The 22,963-nt window shown below is 43.6% G+C and carries 11 protein-coding genes, 4 tRNA genes, 6 rRNA genes and 1 other annotated feature; of the genes, 2 read left to right on the top strand and 19 right to left on the bottom strand.

What is annotated here, in order from left to right; all coding sequences use genetic code 11:
* The first annotated feature begins 10 nt into the window (after positions 1–10).
* The gene (locus BW727_RS10040) at positions 11–1,123 is read left to right on the top strand and encodes a glycosyltransferase family 2 protein (RefSeq protein ID WP_062469150.1); all 1,113 of its coding nucleotides are present in this window, start codon (positions 11–13) and stop codon (positions 1,121–1,123) included.
* A gap of 12 nt (positions 1,124–1,135) precedes the next feature.
* Complete coding sequence (locus BW727_RS10035; protein WP_149025748.1) at positions 1,136–1,648, top strand: glycosyl-4,4'-diaponeurosporenoate acyltransferase CrtO family protein; 513 nt, start codon at positions 1,136–1,138, stop codon at positions 1,646–1,648.
* Positions 1,649–1,676: 28 nt separating this feature from the next.
* Here the strand turns inward: BW727_RS10035 and BW727_RS10030 are convergent, their stop codons facing one another.
* The 19 genes from BW727_RS10030 to guaB form a co-directional block, all read right to left on the bottom strand.
* Positions 1,677–2,993, bottom strand: coding sequence for a DUF2254 domain-containing protein (locus tag BW727_RS10030; RefSeq protein ID WP_062469144.1), 1,317 nt, complete (start codon positions 2,991–2,993; stop codon positions 1,677–1,679).
* A 139-nt stretch (positions 2,994–3,132) separates the two neighbouring features.
* Entirely contained in the window at positions 3,133–3,423 is a 291-nt protein-coding gene (locus BW727_RS10025; RefSeq protein ID WP_062469141.1) for a GNAT family N-acetyltransferase, read from the bottom strand.
* A 105-nt stretch (positions 3,424–3,528) separates the two neighbouring features.
* Positions 3,529–3,644, bottom strand: a 5S ribosomal RNA gene (gene rrf, locus BW727_RS10020).
* A gap of 100 nt (positions 3,645–3,744) precedes the next feature.
* Positions 3,745–6,660: ribosomal RNA gene (locus BW727_RS10015) — 23S ribosomal RNA — on the bottom strand.
* Positions 6,661–6,851: 191 nt separating this feature from the next.
* Positions 6,852–8,405, bottom strand: a 16S ribosomal RNA gene (locus BW727_RS10010).
* Between the two features lie 435 nt (positions 8,406–8,840).
* Positions 8,841–9,764, bottom strand: a complete 924-nt coding sequence (locus BW727_RS10005) for an aldo/keto reductase (protein ID WP_062472221.1) — start codon at positions 9,762–9,764, stop codon at positions 8,841–8,843.
* A gap of 270 nt (positions 9,765–10,034) precedes the next feature.
* Positions 10,035–10,107, bottom strand: a tRNA-Thr gene (locus tag BW727_RS10000).
* Positions 10,108–10,117: 10 nt separating this feature from the next.
* A tRNA-Asn gene (locus BW727_RS09995) sits at positions 10,118–10,190 on the bottom strand.
* Between the two features lie 13 nt (positions 10,191–10,203).
* Positions 10,204–10,319, bottom strand: a 5S ribosomal RNA gene (gene rrf / locus BW727_RS09990).
* Between the two features lie 103 nt (positions 10,320–10,422).
* Positions 10,423–13,338, bottom strand: a 23S ribosomal RNA gene (locus tag BW727_RS09985).
* 144 nt (positions 13,339–13,482) lie between these two features.
* A tRNA-Ala gene (locus tag BW727_RS09980) sits at positions 13,483–13,555 on the bottom strand.
* 39 nt (positions 13,556–13,594) lie between these two features.
* A tRNA-Ile gene (locus BW727_RS09975) sits at positions 13,595–13,668 on the bottom strand.
* A 100-nt stretch (positions 13,669–13,768) separates the two neighbouring features.
* Positions 13,769–15,322, bottom strand: a 16S ribosomal RNA gene (locus BW727_RS09970).
* The 16S, 23S and 5S rRNA genes sit together here with 4 tRNA genes alongside, the layout of an rRNA operon.
* Positions 15,323–15,824: 502 nt before the next feature.
* Positions 15,825–16,343 (bottom strand): peptide-methionine (S)-S-oxide reductase MsrA, encoded by a 519-nt coding sequence (gene msrA / locus BW727_RS09965; protein WP_062472363.1) that lies wholly within the window; start codon positions 16,341–16,343, stop codon positions 15,825–15,827.
* Between the two features lie 17 nt (positions 16,344–16,360).
* On the bottom strand, positions 16,361–17,662 hold the full coding sequence (serS, locus tag BW727_RS09960) for a serine--tRNA ligase (RefSeq protein WP_062472366.1): 1,302 nt from the start codon (positions 17,660–17,662) through the stop codon (positions 16,361–16,363).
* Positions 17,663–17,714: 52 nt separating this feature from the next.
* Positions 17,715–17,935: a binding site (T-box leader), on the bottom strand.
* Positions 17,936–17,984: 49 nt separating this feature from the next.
* Positions 17,985–19,319, bottom strand: coding sequence for a serine hydrolase (locus BW727_RS09955; RefSeq protein WP_062472369.1), 1,335 nt, complete (start codon positions 19,317–19,319; stop codon positions 17,985–17,987).
* 68 nt (positions 19,320–19,387) lie between these two features.
* Entirely contained in the window at positions 19,388–20,458 is a 1,071-nt protein-coding gene (locus tag BW727_RS09950; RefSeq protein WP_077795889.1) for a sensor histidine kinase, read from the bottom strand.
* A 78-nt stretch (positions 20,459–20,536) separates the two neighbouring features.
* On the bottom strand, positions 20,537–21,229 hold the full coding sequence (locus BW727_RS09945; RefSeq protein WP_062472376.1) for a response regulator transcription factor: 693 nt from the start codon (positions 21,227–21,229) through the stop codon (positions 20,537–20,539).
* A 141-nt stretch (positions 21,230–21,370) separates the two neighbouring features.
* Positions 21,371–22,855: an IMP dehydrogenase gene (guaB, locus tag BW727_RS09940; protein WP_062472378.1), complete on the bottom strand. Its 1,485-nt coding sequence runs from the start codon at positions 22,853–22,855 to the stop codon at positions 21,371–21,373.
* Positions 22,856–22,963: the final 108 nt, after the last annotated feature.

The following is a 22,963-nucleotide window of genomic DNA, read 5'->3' as shown; positions in this document are numbered from 1 at the left end:
TGACACACTCGTGATTTATGTCTACATTTTTATTTTTCTCTTAATTTACATTAGCGGCTGGTTAATTCTTTGGAAAGTTCCCACTCTACAAAGAGATTTTAATCCTTCTACGAAGACTAAATCGTTTTCGATTATTATCCCAGCTCGAAATGAAGCTCATAACTTACCCATCCTTTTGGAATCCATTAACAAGCAGTCCTTGAAGCCGCTTGAAGTGATTGTCGTAGATGATGACTCTCAAGACAACACCGCTGCAATTGCAAGGCAATTCGGTGCCCGTGTGCTCGCTTTCCTAGTCGATGAGACTAATTGGGTTGGGAAGTCTGCAGCTTGCTGGAGAGGTTCCCAAGAAGCCAATGGAGAGTGGTTGCTATTTCTAGATGCAGATATATTTCTTCCCGAAAAAGATAGTTTAGCAGCTATTGTTCAGACCTATCAAAATACCGGTGCTAGGGGCGTGCTTTCTATTCAGCCCTATCATGTCATTCGGTCTGCTTACGAAAACTTTTCAGTTATTTTTAATATCCTTGTTTTAACAGGTATGAACCGCTTCTCCTTCTTGGGTGAAAGACTGGAAGCCGCCGGTGCCTTCGGTCCATCTTTCCTTTGTGATCGCACTATTTATTTTAAATTAGGTGGTCACAAACAAGTAAAGGACTCTATTATGGAAAATATCGCTTTAGGCAAATATTTTTTAGATAACCAGTATCCTCTTACCCTTTATGGTGGAAAAGGTACCTTGCATTTCCGGATGTATCCAGATGGTCTGCGACTATTGACACAAGGCTGGTCAAAGAGCTTCGCCTCTGCTTCTGGATCTACACATCCGGCCATCATCATGGGAATAAGTCTGTGGATTAGCGGCGCCTTCATCACTTTCTTTTATTTTATTATAGCCCTTCTTCAAGGAGACATACCTATTATCTTAATCGCTTTAGCTGGGTATCTTTTATATTTTATGCAGTTTTTAATCATGTCACAAAAAGCTGGTCAGTTTCATTGGGTTGCTATCTTATGTTATCCCATTCTTTTTTTATATTTTGTAGCTACTTTCATTTGGTCAACCATCCAAACGCATTTTTTCCAATCTGTCTCTTGGAAAGGTCGAAAAATCAATTTGTAGGAGGCGATTCGTATGCTTGTTGACCTACCAATGTTATGGATTATTATCCTCGATATTGTGGCGTGGTTTTTCTTTCATATGACCATCTCCTTGTTGCTGATGAAAGTACCAGATAGTTGGTATGAAAAAACGCAAAAAGGTTTCACCTCTTGGAAGTGGGAGAAAAACGGTAGTATTTGGCAGTCTCTCTTTAGGATTAAAGATTGGAAAAAATTTCTTCCTGATGGAACGATGATTATTAGCGAAGGATATAATAAGACTCATTTACCTGCTACCGATTTAGAAAGCATTAATAAATTTATTATTGAAACCAAACGTGCTGAACTCACTCACTGGTTACTAATTCCACCTGCTTTTCTATTTTTTATTTGGAATCCTATCTGGGCAGGCCTTATTATGATTGTCTATGCGCTTATAGCAAATGTCCCCTTTATTATGGCACAACGTTTTAATCGCCCTCGTCTAGAAAGACTTTATCGTTTAACCTTAAATCGTCAAAAAAAGAAAAAGCTGATAAAAAATTAAACTTTTTATCAGCTTTTTCTTATATCTTTTATTTTTCTTCATCAACATTAATCGCTAAAATACGCTCTTGTCGCTCTTTAATATTTTGGATATCCCAGTCTTCTGTGAAGTTTGGGGTTGTTAAGTTACAAAGGTAATAACTATAATCTTTAAGATAGCCTAATTTCTTTTGTTCAGCTCCGTAAGCAATCATCAATACAGAGTCTAAGAGAGCTACTACACCCGAAATATCTGTCTTCATATAATGGATTAATTGCCAGTTACTTTGATATAGATCTTTGGAAAAGTTATTAAAATCATAGAATACGCCACCCTCTTGCTCAAAAGAATCTTTATCGCCATCACTTATTAAAACAAACCGTCCTGGTAAACGTGCAAATTTAACGTCCAAAAGCGCTTTATACCGTAATATGTGGATAGCAGTATTGGGGTCATTAATACCCGGCGAAACAGCTCGAAGGGCAATCTCAATTAATTTCTGACGCGCAAAATTCGGATCAAACATGGTTGAAGGCTCTGTTTCAAAAGTAAAACATTGATTCATAGATTCTTGTAAATTACCGATATTGTCTATTTTTTTGTTCGTGTGTAATACTGCTAACGGCTGATTGTGCGAAATAAATTCACCCACTCTAAAGTTTAGAATTAATACACCTTCATATTCTTTGCTAAGATCTAAAAGCCGATTAAAGTTAACATGCTCAACATAACCACTTTTATTAGCATGAAGATTGTACCAGTGAAGCATTTCTATCTGGGGAAGATGATCGTATGTTGGCATGTCTTTGAAGTATTTGATGGTTTCATTAAAAACACCGTCTGCTTCTTCATATAGTCGATCAACCAGTTTATTTAACTGTACTGAAGTAGAAACATTGTAGACAAACTTAATAAAATAAAAAACACATGCTAGTGCGTAAAAAAGAGCAATAGTTGCCGAAATAACTAAATATTCATCTTCAGAACTACGCATAAAGAAGAGAGATGATAGACAATAAATAAATCCTCCTAAAAAGATACCTAGCGTCTGCATAGAAGTTTTATGCAAAAGAAAATTTTCAACAGTCCGCGGGCTAAAATTTGAAGAATAAAATGAAATAACGGATAACATTGTTGCAAAGGTAAATGTCGCTACCGAGAATAGTGAACCTGCTAGCAGACTTAATATGGACTTGGCTAGGTTAACACTGGTTAGTAGGAAGGAAGGAAAATAGTCCAATGTTAAAATAAAGCGTGTATCTAGAAGAATAACACCCATAGCTAATACAAAAGAAAAGAGCACGCTCCCACCTAGTGTGACCCATATCTTTTTTTCTTCAAAAACAAGTTTAAAGGCTTGCCACATTTTACTCGCTCCTTTCTTAATTAAAGTAACATATATAACCTACTATAAGCTATAATTATTGTTTATGCATGTAAAGATAAAAAAGCACCTTATAAAAAGATACTTTTCTACAAACTAATTCATATGTACTCAATACAATCTACTTCTTATATCCTTCAGCGATAACATCTTCATACTTAGCTTGATTATGCTTGAACATCGCAACAACAAAAGAGCACTTTGGAATGATTTTCTTATTTTCTTTTCTCATTTCATCAACAAAATGATCCAGTATTTTTTGCGAAACACCCTGTCCACGGAAATCTGGTCTCACATACGTATGATTAGCAATAACCGTATGATCATCTACTGGTAGGTAAGTAATCTCAGCAATCACATCACCCATATCATCAAGCTTGTGATAGCCATTCTTATATTTTTCAAATTCCATTTGCTTCACCTTCCATTACTTATTTACTGTTAGCTTAGCATGGTTACTCCTAAAAACAAACAAAAAGGCTATAGATTCATTTAGAATCTATAGCCTTTATTCAATGCGCGGCAGCGTCCTACTCTCACAAAGGGAAACCCTTCACTACAATCGGCGCTAAGAAGCTTAACTTCTGTGTTCGGGATGGGAACAGGTGTGACCTTCTTGCCCTTGCCACCGCACATTTTCTATTTAATTGAAGAAACATTGCGTTCCCTCAAAACTGAATCCATAACACAATGAACAGCTGACCAAAGCCATTACAACCACCTTGTTTTATTCGTGGTTAAGTCCTCGACCGATTAGTACTAGTCCGCTCCATACATCGCTGTACTTCCACTCCTAGCCTATCTACCTGATCGTCTCTCAGGGGTCTTACTCATTCTAGATGATGGGAAATCTCATCTCGAGGGGGGCTTCACGCTTAGATGCTTTCAGCGTTTATCCCTTCCACACATAGCTACCCAGCGATGCTCTTGGCAGAACAACTGGTACACCAGAGGTGTGTCCATCCCGGTCCTCTCGTACTAAGGACAGCTCCTCTCAAATTTCCAACGCCCGCGACGGATAGGGACCGAACTGTCTCACGACGTTCTGAACCCAGCTCGCGTGCCGCTTTAATGGGCGAACAGCCCAACCCTTGGGACCGACTACAGCCCCAGGATGCGACGAGCCGACATCGAGGTGCCAAACCTCCCCGTCGATGTGAACTCTTGGGGGAGATAAGCCTGTTATCCCCAGGGTAGCTTTTATCCGTTGAGCGATGGCCCTTCCATGCGGTACCACCGGATCACTAAGCCCGACTTTCGTCCCTGCTCGACTTGTCTGTCTCGCAGTCAAGCTCCCTTCTGCCTTTGCACTCTACGAATGATTTCCAACCATTCTGAGGGAACCTTTGGGCGCCTCCGTTACTCTTTAGGAGGCGACCGCCCCAGTCAAACTGCCCAACTGACACTGTCTCCCCACCCGATTAGGGTGGCGGGTTAGACTGGTCCTGCTACAAGGGTAGTATCCCAATGATGCCTCCATCGAAACTAGCGTCCCGACTTCTACGGCTCCTACCTATCCTGTACGTGTAGCAGAAACAATCAATATCAACTTGCAGTAAAGCTCCATGGGGTCTTTCCGTCCTGTCGCGGGTAACCAGCATCTTCACTGGTACTATAATTTCACCGAGTCTCTCGTTGAGACAGTGCCCAAATCGTTACGCCTTTCGTGCGGGTCGGAACTTACCCGACAAGGAATTTCGCTACCTTAGGACCGTTATAGTTACGGCCGCCGTTTACTGGGGCTTCAATTCAAAGCGTCGCCTTGCGGCTAACCTCTCCTCTTAACCTTCCAGCACCGGGCAGGCGTCAGCCCCTATACGTCATCTTTCGATTTAGCAGAGACCTGTGTTTTTGATAAACAGTCGCTTGGGCCTATTCACTGCGGCTGACCATGTGGTCAGCACCCCTTCTCCCGAAGTTACGGGGTCATTTTGCCGAGTTCCTTAACGAGAGTTCGCTCGCTCACCTTAGGATGCTCTCCTCGACTACCTGTGTCGGTTTGCGGTACGGGCAGTTGATTTCTAACTAGAAGCTTTTCTTGGCAGTGTGACATTGGGAACTTCGGTACTAAATTTCCCTCCCCATCACAACTTGTCCTTCACAGCGGTAAGCATTTGACTCACCACTAGACGTGTTGCTTGGGCGTGCTCTTCCGATCGCACGCTTTCCTTAGCCTCCTGCGTCCCTCCATTGGTCAAACAAAATCAACTGGTACAGGAATATCAACCTGTTGTCCATCGCCTACGCCTATCGGCCTCGGCTTAGGTCCCGACTAACCCTGGGAGGACGAGCCTTCCCCAGGAAACCTTAGTCATACGGTGGACGGGATTCTCACCCGTCTTTCGCTACTCATACCGGCATTCTCACTTCTAAGCGCTCCACCAGTCCTCACGGTCCAGCTTCAACGCCCTTAGAACGCTCTCCTACCACAGAACCAATGGTTCTGTCCACAGCTTCGGTGATCTGTTTAGCCCCGGTAAATTTTCGGCGCAGGGTCACTCGACTAGTGAGCTATTACGCACTCTTTAAATGATGGCTGCTTCTGAGCCAACATCCTAGTTGTCTATGCAACCCCACATCCTTTTCCACTTAACAGATACTTTGGGACCTTAGCTGGTGGTCTGGGCTGTTTCCCTTTCGACTACGGATCTTATCACTCGCAGTCTGACTCCCGGACTTAAATCAATGGCATTCGGAGTTTATCTGAATTCGGTAACCCGAGAAGGGCCCCTAGTCCAAACAGTGCTCTACCTCCATGATTTATACGTCCGAGGCTAGCCCTAAAGCTATTTCGGAGAGAACCAGCTATCTCCAGGTTCGATTGGAATTTCTCCGCTACCCACACCTCATCCCCGCATTTTTCAACATACGTGGGTTCGGTCCTCCAGTGCGTATTACCGCACCTTCAACCTGGACATGGGTAGGTCACCTGGTTTCGGGTCTACGACCACATACTTCTTCGCCCTATTCAGACTCGCTTTCGCTACGGCTCCGCCTTTTCAGCTTAACCTCGCATGGGATCGTAACTCGCCGGTCCATTCTACAAAAGGTACGCCATCACCCATTAACGGGCTCTGACTACTTGTAAGCACACGGTTTCAGGTACTCTTTCACTCCCCTTCCGGGGTGCTTTTCACCTTTCCCTCACGGTACTGGTTCACTATCGGTCACTAGGGAGTATTTAGCCTTGGGAGATGGTCCTCCCGGATTCCGACGGAATTTCGCGTGTTCCGCCGTACTCAGGATACTGGTAGGGTGACGGTCAATTTCGCATACGGGGCTTTTACCCTTTATCGCGCAACTTTCCAGTTGGCTTCTGCTATCTCACGCCATCCCATGTCCCAGTCCTACAACCCCAAAGAGCAAGCTCTTTGGTTTGGGCTTTTCCCGTTTCGCTCGCCGCTACTCAGGGAATCGATTTTTCTTTCTCTTCCTGCAGGTAATGAGATGTTTCAGTTCCCTGCGTCTACCTCGTACACGCTATGTATTCACGTCTACGTCATATCCTATAACAGATATGGGGTTCCCCCATTCGGAAATCTCCGGATCACAGCTTACTTACAGCTCCCCGGAGCATATCGGTGTTAGTCCCGTCCTTCATCGGCTCCTAGTGCCAAGGCATCCACCGTGCGCCCTTATTCACTTAACCTGAGTCAAGTTTCGGCCATTGCTGGCCATCATAGGGAATAATCCTCTATGAACGCGGTATAAATGTTTTGGTCTTTCTTTGTTACTTTCATGTTATGGTATTCAGTTTTCAAGGAACAAGTGTAAAATGAGAGTTGACCTCTCAAAACTGAACAAGAATGAACGAACCGGCAGGTTCCGATTTTTCCTTAGAAAGGAGGTGATCCAGCCGCACCTTCCGATACGGCTACCTTGTTACGACTTCACCCCAATCATCCGTCCCACCTTAGGCGGCTGGTTCCCCTAAGGGTTACCCCACCGACTTCGGGTGTTACAAACTCTCGTGGTGTGACGGGCGGTGTGTACAAGACCCGGGAACGTATTCACCGCGGCGTTCTGATCCGCGATTACTAGCGATTCCGGCTTCATGCAGGCGAGTTGCAGCCTGCAATCCGAACTGAGAATGGCTTTAAGAGATTCGCATGCCCTCGCGGGTTAGCGGCTCGTTGTACCATCCATTGTAGCACGTGTGTAGCCCAGGTCATAAGGGGCATGATGATTTGACGTCATCCCCACCTTCCTCCGGTTTATCACCGGCAGTCTCATTAGAGTGCCCAACTAAATGCTGGCAACTAACAATAAGGGTTGCGCTCGTTACGGGACTTAACCCAACATCTCACGACACGAGCTGACGACAACCATGCACCACCTGTCACCTTGTCCCCGAAGGGAACGGCCTATCTCTAGGCGTGTCAAGGGATGTCAAGACCTGGTAAGGTTCTTCGCGTTGCTTCGAATTAAACCACATGCTCCACCGCTTGTGCGGGTCCCCGTCAATTCCTTTGAGTTTCAGCCTTGCGGCCGTACTCCCCAGGCGGAGTGCTTAATGCGTTAACTGCAGCACTGAAGGGTGGAAGCCCTCCAACACTTAGCACTCATCGTTTACGGCGTGGACTACCAGGGTATCTAATCCTGTTTGCTCCCCACGCTTTCGAGCCTCAGCGTCAATAACAGACCAGAGAGTCGCCTTCGCCACTGGTGTTCCTCCATATATCTACGCATTTCACCGCTACACATGGAATTCCACTCTCCTCTTCTGCATTCAAGTTCCCCAGTTTCCAATGACCTTCCACGGTTGAGCCGTGGGCTTTCACATCAGACTTAAAGAACCGCCTGCGCTCGCTTTACGCCCAATAAATCCGGACAACGCTTGCCACCTACGTATTACCGCGGCTGCTGGCACGTAGTTAGCCGTGGCTTTCTGGTCGGGTACCGTCATGGTAAGCGCAGTTACTCGCTTACGTGTTCTTCTCCGACAACAGAGTTTTACGATCCGAAAACCTTCTTCACTCACGCGGCGTTGCTCCGTCAGACTTGCGTCCATTGCGGAAGATTCCCTACTGCTGCCTCCCGTAGGAGTTTGGGCCGTGTCTCAGTCCCAATGTGGCCGATCACCCTCTCAGGTCGGCTACGTATCATGGTCTTGGTAGGCCTTTACCCCACCAACTAACTAATACGCCGCGGGTCCATCCCTCAGCGACAGCACAAAGGCCGTCTTTCCTTCTCTTTCCATGTGGAAAAAGAACCTATGCGGTATTAGCACCCGTTTCCGGATGTTATCCCCCACTGAAGGGCAGGTTACCCACGTGTTACTCACCCGTCCGCCACTCACTTCCAAAGAGCAAGCTCTTCTTCCGTTCGTTCGACTTGCATGTATTAGGCACGCCGCCAGCGTTCGTCCTGAGCCAGGATCAAACTCTCATTAATAATGGATTCTTGTACAGAGATCCATAATGATACGTTTAATTGCTCATTTGTTGCTGACTTACTTGTGTTGCGACAGTTACCTGTCGACTAATTGTGCATCCCGAAGGATGCCCTGCACGTTTGGTTCGTTCATTCTTTGTTCAGTTTTCAAAGGTCAATAGGTTATCACGTGTTACGTGTACTACTCTTCGTGACAACTTCTAAATAATAACATGTGTTGTTCAATATGTCAACACTTATTTGAAATTATTTTTAAAAAGAATTTACAGATGTTATGTCGCTATCAATGTGACAACCTTAATATCTTAACACTTAGAAATAAGCTTGTCAAGAAAATATATAAAGTATTTTCATCACCGTATACGCATCTAAATTAACAATTCTAACAGTATAACATCTGTAAGATCTTTTAGCAATAGCTTATTTAAATTAATACTATGGTAATTGGAAACCCCCAGCACGATAAACTTCATACCATTCTTCTCGTGACAACTTAATATCAGAAGCTCGACACGTGATAGCAATACGTTTAGGGTTCATACTTCCTATTATCGGTTGCATTTTTGCTGGGTGGCGAAGTAGCCATGCAATTGCAATTGCTTCACGTTCCACCTTATATTTTTCAGCTAGCTTTGCAAGAACTTCATTTAAACCTATAAAGTCAGGATGATCAAAAAGAATGCCCTCTTTTTCATTTCCCACTTGAAATGGTGACCATGGTTGAATTGTAATATCATTTACTCGACAATATTCAAGAATTGACCCTTCTCTAACTATAGCTTCTTGATTTGTACGGTTTACATTAAACCCCGCATTTATAGAGGGATGATGAGTTACACTCATTTGCAACTGATTTATTAAAAGTGGTTGTCTTACATATTTTTTCAATAATTCAATTTGCATGGGGTTATGATTACTTACTCCAAAGCTTCTAACTTTTCCTTGCTCTTCTAACTGCTCAAATGCTTCAGCAACTTCTTCTGGTTCGACTAAGGTATCTGGTCTATGCAATAGCAAAGCATCAAGATAATCTGTTTTTAACCGTTTTAGACTGCCATCTACAGACTCGATTATGTGTTTTTTAGAAAAATCATACATTTTACCAGGAATGATTCCAGTTTTAGATTGTAAAAATACTGAATCACGTGGAATACTTAACTCAGTAAAAGCTGATCCGAAAACTTGTTCAGATTCTCCGCCACCATAAATATCTGCATGATCAAAATAATCTATACCATTCTCTATTGCAGCTTCGATAACTGATTTTGCTTCTTGGGATGATAATACATTCATTCGCATAACCCCTAGAGCAATTTCTGAAACTTCCCAATCTGTATTAGCAATTTTTACTTTTCTCACACTAACACTCCTTCTGAAAACGTTTTATTGTTTCAGTTTATCATAGTCAATCGCGCTTGTATAATATCAATCGATAGATTAATTGCTACAGACTCTTTATTCTCAATTTAAAGCGAACTATAAAATAAAAGCGTCAGTGACCTTTGGTCTTATCTATTAAAAAACTCCTGCATCCTTCAAATAAAAAAGGTGCTGTAAATATTTGCTTATGCAAATATTTACAGCACCTTTTAATTTTATTCCGATTAAATAATACAAATTATTTTATTAAGCCATCTATCGGGATCGAACCGACGACCTCCACCTTACCAAGGTGACGCTCTACCGACTGAGCTAAGACGGCAAAGAAAAAACTCCGCAAGTAGGACTCGAACCTACGACATCTTGATTAACAGTCAAGCGCTCTACCGACTGAGCTATTGCGGAATAATGTAAAAATGCGCGGCAGCGTCCTACTCTCACAAAGGGGAACCCTTCACTACAATCGGCGCTAAGAAGCTTAACTTCTGTGTTCGGGATGGGAACAGGTGTGACCTTCTTGCCCTTGCCACCGCACATTTTCTATTTAATTGAAGAAACATTGCGTTCCCTCAAAACTGAATCCATAACACAACAATGAACAGCTGACCAAAGCCATTACAACCACCTTGTTTTATTCGTGGTTAAGTCCTCGACCGATTAGTACTAGTCCGCTCCATACATCGCTGTACTTCCACTCCTAGCCTATCTACCTGATCGTCTCTCAGGGGTCTTACTCATTCTAGATGATGGGAAATCTCATCTCGAGGGGGGCTTCACGCTTAGATGCTTTCAGCGTTTATCCCTTCCACACATAGCTACCCAGCGATGCTCTTGGCAGAACAACTGGTACACCAGAGGTGTGTCCATCCCGGTCCTCTCGTACTAAGGACAGCTCCTCTCAAATTTCCAACGCCCGCGACGGATAGGGACCGAACTGTCTCACGACGTTCTGAACCCAGCTCGCGTGCCGCTTTAATGGGCGAACAGCCCAACCCTTGGGACCGACTACAGCCCCAGGATGCGACGAGCCGACATCGAGGTGCCAAACCTCCCCGTCGATGTGAACTCTTGGGGGAGATAAGCCTGTTATCCCCAGGGTAGCTTTTATCCGTTGAGCGATGGCCCTTCCATGCGGTACCACCGGATCACTAAGCCCGACTTTCGTCCCTGCTCGACTTGTCTGTCTCGCAGTCAAGCTCCCTTCTGCCTTTGCACTCTACGAATGATTTCCAACCATTCTGAGGGAACCTTTGGGCGCCTCCGTTACTCTTTAGGAGGCGACCGCCCCAGTCAAACTGCCCAACTGACACTGTCTCCCCACCCGATTAGGGTGGCGGGTTAGACTGGTCCTGCTACAAGGGTAGTATCCCAATGATGCCTCCATCGAAACTAGCGTCCCGACTTCTACGGCTCCTACCTATCCTGTACGTGTAGCAGAAACAATCAATATCAACTTGCAGTAAAGCTCCATGGGGTCTTTCCGTCCTGTCGCGGGTAACCAGCATCTTCACTGGTACTATAATTTCACCGAGTCTCTCGTTGAGACAGTGCCCAAATCGTTACGCCTTTCGTGCGGGTCGGAACTTACCCGACAAGGAATTTCGCTACCTTAGGACCGTTATAGTTACGGCCGCCGTTTACTGGGGCTTCAATTCAAAGCGTCGCCTTGCGGCTAACCTCTCCTCTTAACCTTCCAGCACCGGGCAGGCGTCAGCCCCTATACGTCATCTTTCGATTTAGCAGAGACCTGTGTTTTTGATAAACAGTCGCTTGGGCCTATTCACTGCGGCTGACCATGTGGTCAGCACCCCTTCTCCCGAAGTTACGGGGTCATTTTGCCGAGTTCCTTAACGAGAGTTCGCTCGCTCACCTTAGGATGCTCTCCTCGACTACCTGTGTCGGTTTGCGGTACGGGCAGTTGATTTCTAACTAGAAGCTTTTCTTGGCAGTGTGACATTGGGAACTTCGGTACTAAATTTCCCTCCCCATCACAACTTGTCCTTCACAGCGGTAAGCATTTGACTCACCACTAGACGTGTTGCTTGGGCGTGCTCTTCCGATCGCACGCTTTCCTTAGCCTCCTGCGTCCCTCCATTGGTCAAACAAAATCAACTGGTACAGGAATATCAACCTGTTGTCCATCGCCTACGCCTATCGGCCTCGGCTTAGGTCCCGACTAACCCTGGGAGGACGAGCCTTCCCCAGGAAACCTTAGTCATACGGTGGACGGGATTCTCACCCGTCTTTCGCTACTCATACCGGCATTCTCACTTCTAAGCGCTCCACCAGTCCTCACGGTCCAGCTTCAACGCCCTTAGAACGCTCTCCTACCACAGAACCAATGGTTCTGTCCACAGCTTCGGTGATCTGTTTAGCCCCGGTAAATTTTCGGCGCAGGGTCACTCGACTAGTGAGCTATTACGCACTCTTTAAATGATGGCTGCTTCTGAGCCAACATCCTAGTTGTCTATGCAACCCCACATCCTTTTCCACTTAACAGATACTTTGGGACCTTAGCTGGTGGTCTGGGCTGTTTCCCTTTCGACTACGGATCTTATCACTCGCAGTCTGACTCCCGGACTTAAATCAATGGCATTCGGAGTTTATCTGAATTCGGTAACCCGAGAAGGGCCCCTAGTCCAAACAGTGCTCTACCTCCATGATTTATACGTCCGAGGCTAGCCCTAAAGCTATTTCGGAGAGAACCAGCTATCTCCAGGTTCGATTGGAATTTCTCCGCTACCCACACCTCATCCCCGCATTTTTCAACATACGTGGGTTCGGTCCTCCAGTGCGTATTACCGCACCTTCAACCTGGACATGGGTAGGTCACCTGGTTTCGGGTCTACGACCACATACTTCTTCGCCCTATTCAGACTCGCTTTCGCTACGGCTCCGCCTTTTCAGCTTAACCTCGCATGGGATCGTAACTCGCCGGTCCATTCTACAAAAGGTACGCCATCACCCATTAACGGGCTCTGACTACTTGTAAGCACACGGTTTCAGGTACTCTTTCACTCCCCTTCCGGGGTGCTTTTCACCTTTCCCTCACGGTACTGGTTCACTATCGGTCACTAGGGAGTATTTAGCCTTGGGAGATGGTCCTCCCGGATTCCGACGGAATTTCGCGTGTTCCGCCGTACTCAGGATACTGGTAGGGTGACGGTCAATTTCGCATACGGGGCTTTTACCCTTTATCGCGCAACTTTCCAGTTGGCTTCTGCTATCTCACGCCATCCCATGTCCCAGTCCTACAACCCCAAAGAGCAAGCTCTTTGGTTTGGGCTTTTCCCGTTTCGCTCGCCGCTACTCAGGGAATCGATTTTTCTTTCTCTTCCTGCAGGTAATGAGATGTTTCAGTTCCCTGCGTCTACCTCGTACACGCTATGTATTCACGTCTACGTCATATCCTATAACAGATATGGGGTTCCCCCATTCGGAAATCTCCGGATCACAGCTTACTTACAGCTCCCCGGAGCATATCGGTGTTAGTCCCGTCCTTCATCGGCTCCTAGTGCCAAGGCATCCACCGTGCGCCCTTATTCACTTAACCTGAGTCAAGTTTCGGCCATTGCTGGCCATCATAGGGAATAATCCTCTATGAACGCGGTATAAATGTTTTGGTCTTTCTTTGTTACTTTCATGTTATGGTATTCAGTTTTCAAGGAACAAAAGAAGTAACCAGAATGGTTACTAATGGAGACTAGCGGGATCGAACCGCTGACCTCCTGCGTGCAAGGCAGGCGCTCTCCCAGCTGAGCTAAGCCCCCAGGGCTTTATAATGACACAGGAACTCCCTAAAAAAGGAATGGGCCTAAATGGACTCGAACCATCGACCTCACGCTTATCAGGCGTGCGCTCTAACCAGCTGAGCTATAGGCCCAAGAGATTCCGGTAAGATGGTTCTCCTGTATAGTGAGTAGGATTAACCTCTCAAAACTGAACAAGAATGAATGAACCGGCAGGTTCCGATTTTTCCTTAGAAAGGAGGTGATCCAGCCGCACCTTCCGATACGGCTACCTTGTTACGACTTCACCCCAATCATCCGTCCCACCTTAGGCGGCTGGTTCCCCTAAGGGTTACCCCACCGACTTCGGGTGTTACAAACTCTCGTGGTGTGACGGGCGGTGTGTACAAGACCCGGGAACGTATTCACCGCGGCGTTCTGATCCGCGATTACTAGCGATTCCGGCTTCATGCAGGCGAGTTGCAGCCTGCAATCCGAACTGAGAATGGCTTTAAGAGATTCGCATGCCCTCGCGGGTTAGCGGCTCGTTGTACCATCCATTGTAGCACGTGTGTAGCCCAGGTCATAAGGGGCATGATGATTTGACGTCATCCCCACCTTCCTCCGGTTTATCACCGGCAGTCTCATTAGAGTGCCCAACTAAATGCTGGCAACTAACAATAAGGGTTGCGCTCGTTACGGGACTTAACCCAACATCTCACGACACGAGCTGACGACAACCATGCACCACCTGTCACCTTGTCCCCGAAGGGAACGGCCTATCTCTAGGCGTGTCAAGGGATGTCAAGACCTGGTAAGGTTCTTCGCGTTGCTTCGAATTAAACCACATGCTCCACCGCTTGTGCGGGTCCCCGTCAATTCCTTTGAGTTTCAGCCTTGCGGCCGTACTCCCCAGGCGGAGTGCTTAATGCGTTAACTGCAGCACTGAAAGGTGGAAGCCCTCCAACACTTAGCACTCATCGTTTACGGCGTGGACTACCAGGGTATCTAATCCTGTTTGCTCCCCACGCTTTCGAGCCTCAGCGTCAATAACAGACCAGAGAGTCGCCTTCGCCACTGGTGTTCCTCCATATATCTACGCATTTCACCGCTACACATGGAATTCCACTCTCCTCTTCTGCATTCAAGTTCCCCAGTTTCCAATGACCTTCCACGGTTGAGCCGTGGGCTTTCACATCAGACTTAAAGAACCGCCTGCGCTCGCTTTACGCCCAATAAATCCGGACAACGCTTGCCACCTACGTATTACCGCGGCTGCTGGCACGTAGTTAGCCGTGGCTTTCTGGTCGGGTACCGTCATGGTAAGCGCAGTTACTCGCTTACGTGTTCTTCTCCGACAACAGAGTTTTACGATCCGAAAACCTTCTTCACTCACGCGGCGTTGCTCCGTCAGACTTGCGTCCATTGCGGAAGATTCCCTACTGCTGCCTCCCGTAGGAGTTTGGGCCGTGTCTCAGTCCCAATGTGGCCGATCACCCTCTCAGGTCGGCTACGTATCATGGTCTTGGTAGGCCTTTACCCCACCAACTAACTAATACGCCGCGGGTCCATCCCTCAGCGACAGCACAAAGGCCGTCTTTCCTTCTCTTTCCATGTGGAAAGAGAACCTATGCGGTATTAGCACCCGTTTCCGGATGTTATCCCCCACTGAAGGGCAGGTTACCCACGTGTTACTCACCCGTCCGCCACTCACTTCCAAAGAGCAAGCTCTTCTTCCGTTCGTTCGACTTGCATGTATTAGGCACGCCGCCAGCGTTCGTCCTGAGCCAGGATCAAACTCTCATTAATAATGGATTCTTGTACAGAGATCCACAATGATACGTTTAATTGCTCATTTGTTGCTGACTTACTTGTGTTGCGACAGTTACCTGTCGACTAATTGTGCATCCCGAAGGATGCCCTGCACGTTTGGTTCGTTCATTCTTTGTTCAGTTTTCAAAGGTCAATAGGTTATCACGTGTTACGTGTATTGCTCTTCGTGACAACTTCTAAATAATAACATGCGCTGTTCAATGTGTCAACACTTAATTTGAAAAACATTGAAAATGTTTTCGTACATCTCTTTAACAAATACGGTTACTATCTTACATTAAGATAAAAAAACTGTCAAGTCAATTCATCTCTACTAACAAATAAATATTTTTATTTGCTAGCAGAATTTAATAATACACCGGATTATATCTTTTGGCAAGTTAATTTTAAATTTCAAAGCATATTTTAGGCATAAAAAAACAAGGAGCTAGAGTTGAGCCTAACTCCTTGACGTGAATATCTTTATAATCCCTTCATTTTACCAATGTTTATTAATATAGCTATCTCTACCAGAATGCGCACGGTAACGATTGTAATGGCTAGCAGATTTTTTATAAAAGTCTTGGTGATATTGTTCTGCTTCATAAAAAGGTTGAGCAGGTTCAATAGGTGTAATAATAGGTTTTAAGAATCGCCCACTTTCTTGCAACTCTTTTTTCGATTCCTCAGCTATCTTTCTCTGTTCTTCTGAATGGAAAAATATTGCAGGTCTGTATGAATTCCCTTGATCAACAAACTGTCCATTTGGATCGGTAGGATCTGTTTGTTGCCAGTATACTTCTACTAAATCTTTATATGGAAATATCTCAGGATCAAAAGTAATTTGAACGGCTTCCGTATGCCCTGTCCTACCTGTTGTAACTTGTTCGTAAGTAGGATTTTCAACATGGCCACCTGTATATCCTGATACAACTGATTCAATCCCTGGTAGTGAATCAAAGGGTTTTACCATGCACCAGAAACAGCCACCAGCAAACGTTGCTTTTTCTAAAGTCATTTTACTAACCACCTTTTTTATTTTTTATTTAAAGCATTTTCTTTAGTAATTTTTGTAATACCGCCCATGTAGGGAACAAGAACATCTGGTACTGTTATAGAACCGTCTTCATTTTGATAATTTTCTAGAATTGCAGTTACTGTTCGTCCTACAGCAACACCCGAACCATTCAAAGTATGCAAGTAAGCAATAGATCCTGTTTCTTCTGAACGGTAACGGATCATTGCGCGACGTGCTTGGAAATCTTCCGTATTCGAACAAGAAGAAATCTCACGATAAGTATCTTGCGCTGGAACCCAAACTTCAACGTCATATGTTTTAGCAGCTGAGAATCCCATATCACCTGTACTCAATACGATTGTACGATGCGGTAGTTTGAGGTTACGTAAAACTGACTCTGCATCATCTGTCATTTTTTCTAATTCATCATAAGATTCTGATGGTTTACTAAATTTAACCATTTCAACTTTATGGAACTGGTGCATACGAATAAGACCTCGTGTATCACGGCCTGCACTTCCGGCTTCCGAACGGAAAGATGGGCTCATTGCCGTAAAATAAATCGGTAAGTCTGCTTCATTTAATATCTCATCGCGGTAATAGTTTGTTAAAGGAACTTCCGCAGTTGGAATTAAGGTAAAATGACGTTCATCTTCTAATTGGAATACATCTTCTTTGAACTTAGGAAATTGGCCTGTACCAAACATAGATGCTTCGTTTGTCATGTATGGTGGGATAACTTCTAAATATCCGTGTTCTTCGGAATGTAAATCGAGCATATAGTTATAGCATGCACGTTCCAAACGCGCACCTAGTCCTTTATAGAAGACAAAACGTGAACCGGTTACTTTTGCTGCTCGCTCAAAGTCTAGAATTCCTAAATCTTCTGCCACTTCGTAGTGCGCTTTAGGTGTAAAGTCGAACTCGCGAGGTTTACCCCATTTACGTATTTCAACGTTATCATCTTCATCTTCCCCTACAGGAACGGATTCATGGGGAACATTTGGTAAACGGGCCGCTATATAAGTTATTTGTTCTTCCACTTCGTGTAACTCGGTATCGAGCTGTTTAATCTTTTCCCCGACATTTTGCATTTCTGCAATTTTATCATCAGCATTTTCTTTGTTACGTTTAAGTGTTGCAATATCTTGTGAAACTTGATTACGTAGTTTCTTCAAATTTTCAGTCTCAGCAATTTGCTTTCGGCGCTCTTGATCTAATTGGTATAAATTTTTTAACTCACTTTCATCTACACCGCGTTTAGCTAATTGCTCAACCATTCCTTCATAATCATCGCGAATTCTTTTCATATCTAGCATCTTTTTTCCTCCTCGTTATATAAAAGAAGTCACTTCATCCCATATCGAAATATATTGGGACGAAGTGACTTCTCGTTCGCGGTACCACCCAGCTTCGGACGCAAAAGCATCCGCACTTTGTGACGATAACGGGGACCCGAAACAATTTAGTCGATTAGCTCGTTTTCATTGTTTGCTTCACGTATGGATTCAGCAAATGATACAATCGGTTCGCACCTACCACCGACTCTCTGGTTGTTTCATTTTGCTTACTAGCTACATGCTTAGCGATTTATAAAGTTGTTTGAATCTATTTTACTAGATGTTTCATTCATTCGTCAACTTAATTGAAGAAGCCACTTATAAATTCAGTCATATTGTTCCAACCATTGGAAACCGTGTTAGTAATCCACCGGCCAGCTAAGACAAAAGCATTCGCTTTTTCAATAGTACTGCCAACTGCGACACTGGCTTGATTAGAGGAATCTCCTATATAATCTGACTCTTCACCTTCAACTGAAATACTGATTTCTCCAACTTTGGTGTCTTTTTCAATAGGTGCTTCTATAAGTCCTTTTTCATTTAGTAACTCCGTGTCTAAAGAAAGCTCTGTCGTTATTGTACGTTCTGCTTCTTCAGTCGCAGTGACTACATACGCATCTTCGCTATAAATTAAATCAACTTCTTCTTGTTTCCCCTTATCAACTGTCAGCGGTTTTTCAGTTTCTACAGCCATTCCTTTTTCTCCAACTTGAACTTTCTCAAAGTTCGTGAAGGCATAATTCATCAGCCGTCCTGTTTCTCCAAAGCGCATCAAATTGTCTTCGGCACCAATAATAACTGTAATCACACGCATATCATTTTCTAAAGCAGTTCCTGTAAAAGACGCACCCGATGCATCGGTTGTTCCTGTCTTCAGTCCATCTACAGCTGGTCGCGCATAAAGTTGGTCGGGCAACATTAAATTATAAGTGGTCATACGCACTTCATCGCCTGAACCTTCCATAAATATTTTCTCTTGGATTTTTGCGGTTTCCAGAACTTCTGGATAATCATCTAACAAGTGATCCGCCACAGTAGCTACACCGCGCGCTGATAATTTGTTTTCCTCATTAACAGGAGCGTCTGGATAGAGATTTCCTAATTCTGATGCGTAATTATTTGGTAATCCCGTTACATTATAAAGACTGTAACCTTCTATTCCCCATTCATCCAGCTGTTTTTTCATAAGATCAACAAAAGCTGGTTCAGATCCTGCTAACAATTCAGAAACCGCAATTGTTGCCCCGTTTGCAGAATAAATAACCATTGCTTCGTATAAATCCTTTACCGTATAGTCAAAGTCTTGTCGCAATGGCACATTAGATAACTCATAATTTTGACTAATAGCCTTAGCATAATCACTAATCGGAACCGCTGTATCCCAGCTGATGGTTTCTTCTTCAACTGCTTGATTTATTAAATATATTGGTAATAGTTTCGTCATAGAAGCAATGTATAAAGGTTCATTGCCGTTTTGGTCTAATAAAACTTTATTCGTTCCATTATCCATTACAAAGGCTGCTTCTGCTGAAACTGATATTGGCTCTACTGCTGATACTGTTCTTGTGGCGAAAAGGGTGCTTCCTAACATACCTGTGGTTACAATACCGACTGCCCATTTTTTCATCTTATACATTTTTCTACTACTCCCGTCAAATTAAAGTTCTTTACTATAATATCGGAAATAGCTTATAAATACAATGCTTACTCGCTTGATTGTGTTAAGGGTAAATGCATCACAAATTTTGTTTCTTCATCATCAGATTCGGCGTAGATATAACCACTATGCAGGGCAACGATACTTTGTGCAATTGCTAATCCTAGGCCTGTTCCACCTGTTTGTTGGGAGCGCGAACTTTCTAAGCGATAGAATCGTCCAAACAATTCTTCCAGAGCTTCTTGAGGAATTTTCTCCCCACTATTAATAACCGAAATAATGGCCTCTGAACCGACCTTATCTGCTTGGATTTTAATCCAGCCTTCTTTTTCTCCATATTTCAAAGCGTTCGAAACAAGGTTCCCAAAAACACGAACAATTTTGTCTACATCTACCTCAATCATGAGCGGGTCTGTTTTCATTATTACTTCTATTTCGATTTTTCGTCTAGCTGATTCTAATTCAAACTCAGCCGCAACTTGCTCTAAAAACTTCCCCAAATCTAACTTGGTATAATTAAGCGGTGTGGCTGGTTGGCGGACTTTGGTATATTCAAAAAGATCATCAACTAGCACTTTCATTTGCAGTGCTTTTTCGTAAGCGATATGAATATAACGTTCTAAGTCTTCTATAGAAGAATACTGCTTATCTTCGATTAAACCCAAATAGCCAATAATCGAAGTAAGCGGGGTCCGAATATCATGACTGACATTGGTTATCAGCTCGTCTTTAGATTGTTCAATCTTACGTTCTTCATCCATAGCAGCTACGGTACTCTCAACTAACGTATTTATACTATTAACTACATCGTTCATATCTCCCGTTAAGTTAGCTTTAATACGATGATCAAAATTTCCTGATGCAATATAATGGAGCTCAGCTAAAATATGACGCAATTGCATTTGATTGTAGCGCCGAAATAATCGCCACCAAGTAAAAAGAATGGATACTAACAAAGCAAATATCAAAAAAACAACCCGGTATTCTAAAAGAATAAAATCAAAATACAAAATCATATCCCACAAAGAATTCGTCTTGATTAAAAGATCAGAAGGCGTTTGTACGATTTGATTAAAGATTAAATAAAAACCGACGAACAGGAAAAATAACATGGTCATTGTAACGATAGCTTCAAAAATTAGTTCCCCTAGCTCTTTTCTCGTGAGTTTTAATTTTGGCAAATCAAGAACCCTTTCTTATTCTGAGATTTTGTAACCTACACCCCAAACAGTTTGAATAACTTTTTCTCCGCCTGTGGCTTTTTCAATTTTATCCCGTAAATGACTCACATGAACCATGACCGTTTTCGCTGAAACGATACTCTCTTGTAGCCAAACACGTTCAAATATTTCATCCGCACTAAAAACACGATTAGGGTTGCTGGCTAATAAGTAGAGGATTCCAAATTCCAAAGCCGTTAATTGAATTTCTTTACCGGTTAGTGTTTTCACTTCGTGTGATTCTTTTTTAATGATAAGTGGTCCCCGCTCAATGACATTTCCTTCTATTTCTTGTTGGGTCATAGATGATCGGCGCAATAACGACTTAATACGGGCCATGACTTCCAGTGGATTAAACGGCTTGGATACATAGTCATCCGCCCCTGAAGTGAGGCCTTGAATTTTATCCATATCTGTCGTCTTTGCACTCAGCATGAGAACAGGAATATGATTGTCACTTTCACGTAATTCTGTTAAGACGGTAATTCCATCTTTACGCGGCATCATGACATCTAAAATAACTAACTGAATATTTAAGTGTTGCTTTAACAACTGAAGCGCTTCTATCCCGTTGTAAGCTTTCAATACCTCGTAACCTTCATTTCGAGAATAGATACTTAATAAATCTACAATTTCACGGTCATCATCAACAATTAGTAGTTTATCCATTGTTACACCTCTTTTTATCAATAATTGCTATCAGTTTACCAAAAAAACATAAAGGAATCGTTAAGAAAGCCTGTTTTTTTTATATGCTTTTATAAACAAGCCTACTATAAAAGCCACTACCCAAAAGGCAGTGGCTTTGTTTTAAGACTTCATTGAATAATTTGGTGCTTCCTTCGTAATTTGGACATCGTGCGGATGAGATTCAATCAGACCTGCACCTGTCATACGCATAAATTGAGCATTTTCTCGCAACTCTTCTAGATTAGCTGCGCCTACATAACCCATACCAGAGCGTACGCCACCAAGCATTTGGAAAATAATATCGCTGGTTGGCCCTTTATAAGAAACACGACCTTCAATTCCTTCCGGAACTAATTTGTTGGCTTCATTTACGCCCCCTTGGAAGTAGCGATCACTTGACCCTTTTTCCATAGCGGCCAAACTTCCCATTCCGCGATACGTTTTGAAACGACGTCCTTGGAAAATTTCAAATTCACCTGGTGATTCATCCGTACCTGCTAATAAGCTTCCTAACATAACGGCATGTCCCCCAGCTGCCATAGCTTTAACAATATCGCCTGAATATTTAATCCCACCATCGGCAATAATTGTTTTACCAAATTCACGCGCTACGCTAGCAGCGTCATAGATAGCGGTAATTTGGGGAACGCCAACTCCAGCAACAACACGCGTTGTACAAATCGAACCTGGACCAATTCCTACTTTAACAACATCAACACCTGTTTCAAATAGTGCCCGCGTTCCTTCTGCTGTCGCTACGTTTCCAGCAATTAAAGTTGTATCAGGAAATTGTTGGCGGATTTCACGAATTTTACGAATTACACCTGCACTATGACCGTGGGCTGTATCGATAACAATCGCATCCACCCCTGCATCTATCAAGGCTTGTGAACGCTCAAAGGTATCAGAAGTTACTCCCACCGCTGCTGCAACGAGCAAGCGTCCGTCTGCATCTTTAGCGGCATTTGGAAATTCGATCATTTGTTCAATATCTCTAATGGTAATGAGACCTGCTAATTTTCCTTTGTCATCAACTAAAGGTAGTTTTTCAATTTTATATTGTTGTAAAATACGACCGGCTTCTTCAATGGACGTTCCAACGGGTGCTGTTACAAGCTCTTCTTTGGTCATCACATCCCCAATTGCTTGTGTATAATCCGAAATAAAGCGTAAATCACGGTTGGTCAAAATACCCACAAGCTCACGTTCTTTGATATCATTTACAACCGGAACACCGCTAATATTATAAGTGGTCATTAAATTATGTGCTTCGCTAACTAATCGATCTGGAGTTAGGAAAAAAGGGTCTTTGATAATGCCACTTTCAGAGCGTTTTACTTTTCGCACTTCATCTGCTTGTTCTTGGATAGACATATTTTTATGAACGACACCCAAAGCGCCACTACGTGCCATCGCAATTGCCATTTCCGATTCGGTAACAGTATCCATACTCGCGCTTAAAATAGGAACATTCAAACGAATGTTATCCGCAAGTTGTACAGAAATATCGACATCATTCGGTAGAACGTGGCTTTCTGCTGGAATAAGTAGTACGTCATCAAATGTATAACCCTCTTTAACAAATTTTGTTTCCCAGTTTGACATTTTTATTTCCCCTCTCCTTTGACCATCTTTACAATTTTTTATATTTTAACTTACCACCCTATGGAAAGAAGGTCAAGGTAAAGATAGAAATAACGAGTTAAAGAAATT

Source organism: Jeotgalibaca dankookensis, from assembly GCF_002005405.1.
GTDB classification, from domain to species: Bacteria; Bacillota; Bacilli; order Lactobacillales; family Aerococcaceae; genus Jeotgalibaca; species Jeotgalibaca dankookensis.
The sequence above is the reverse complement of the archived record's forward strand: the minus strand, read 5'-3'. Positions and strand labels throughout refer to the sequence as shown.

Excerpts from the sequence above, each read along its gene's own strand:
- msrA (WP_062472363.1), bottom strand. The coding sequence starts at position 16,343 with ATGACTTTAGAAAAAGCAACGTTTGCTGGTGGCTGTTTCTGGTGCATG.
- BW727_RS09945 (WP_062472376.1), bottom strand. The coding sequence starts at position 21,229 with ATGGATAAACTACTAATTGTTGATGATGACCGTGAAATTGTAGATTTA.
- BW727_RS09950 (WP_077795889.1), bottom strand. The coding sequence starts at position 20,458 with ATGACCATGTTATTTTTCCTGTTCGTCGGTTTTTATTTAATCTTTAAT.
- BW727_RS10025 (WP_062469141.1), bottom strand. The coding sequence starts at position 3,423 with ATGGAATTTGAAAAATATAAGAATGGCTATCACAAGCTTGATGATATG.
- BW727_RS10030 (WP_062469144.1), bottom strand. The coding sequence starts at position 2,993 with ATGTGGCAAGCCTTTAAACTTGTTTTTGAAGAAAAAAAGATATGGGTC.
- BW727_RS10035 (WP_149025748.1), top strand. The coding sequence starts at position 1,136 with ATGCTTGTTGACCTACCAATGTTATGGATTATTATCCTCGATATTGTG.
- serS (WP_062472366.1), bottom strand. The coding sequence starts at position 17,662 with ATGCTAGATATGAAAAGAATTCGCGATGATTATGAAGGAATGGTTGAG.
- BW727_RS09955 (WP_062472369.1), bottom strand. The coding sequence starts at position 19,319 with ATGTATAAGATGAAAAAATGGGCAGTCGGTATTGTAACCACAGGTATG.
- guaB (WP_062472378.1), bottom strand. The coding sequence starts at position 22,855 with ATGTCAAACTGGGAAACAAAATTTGTTAAAGAGGGTTATACATTTGAT.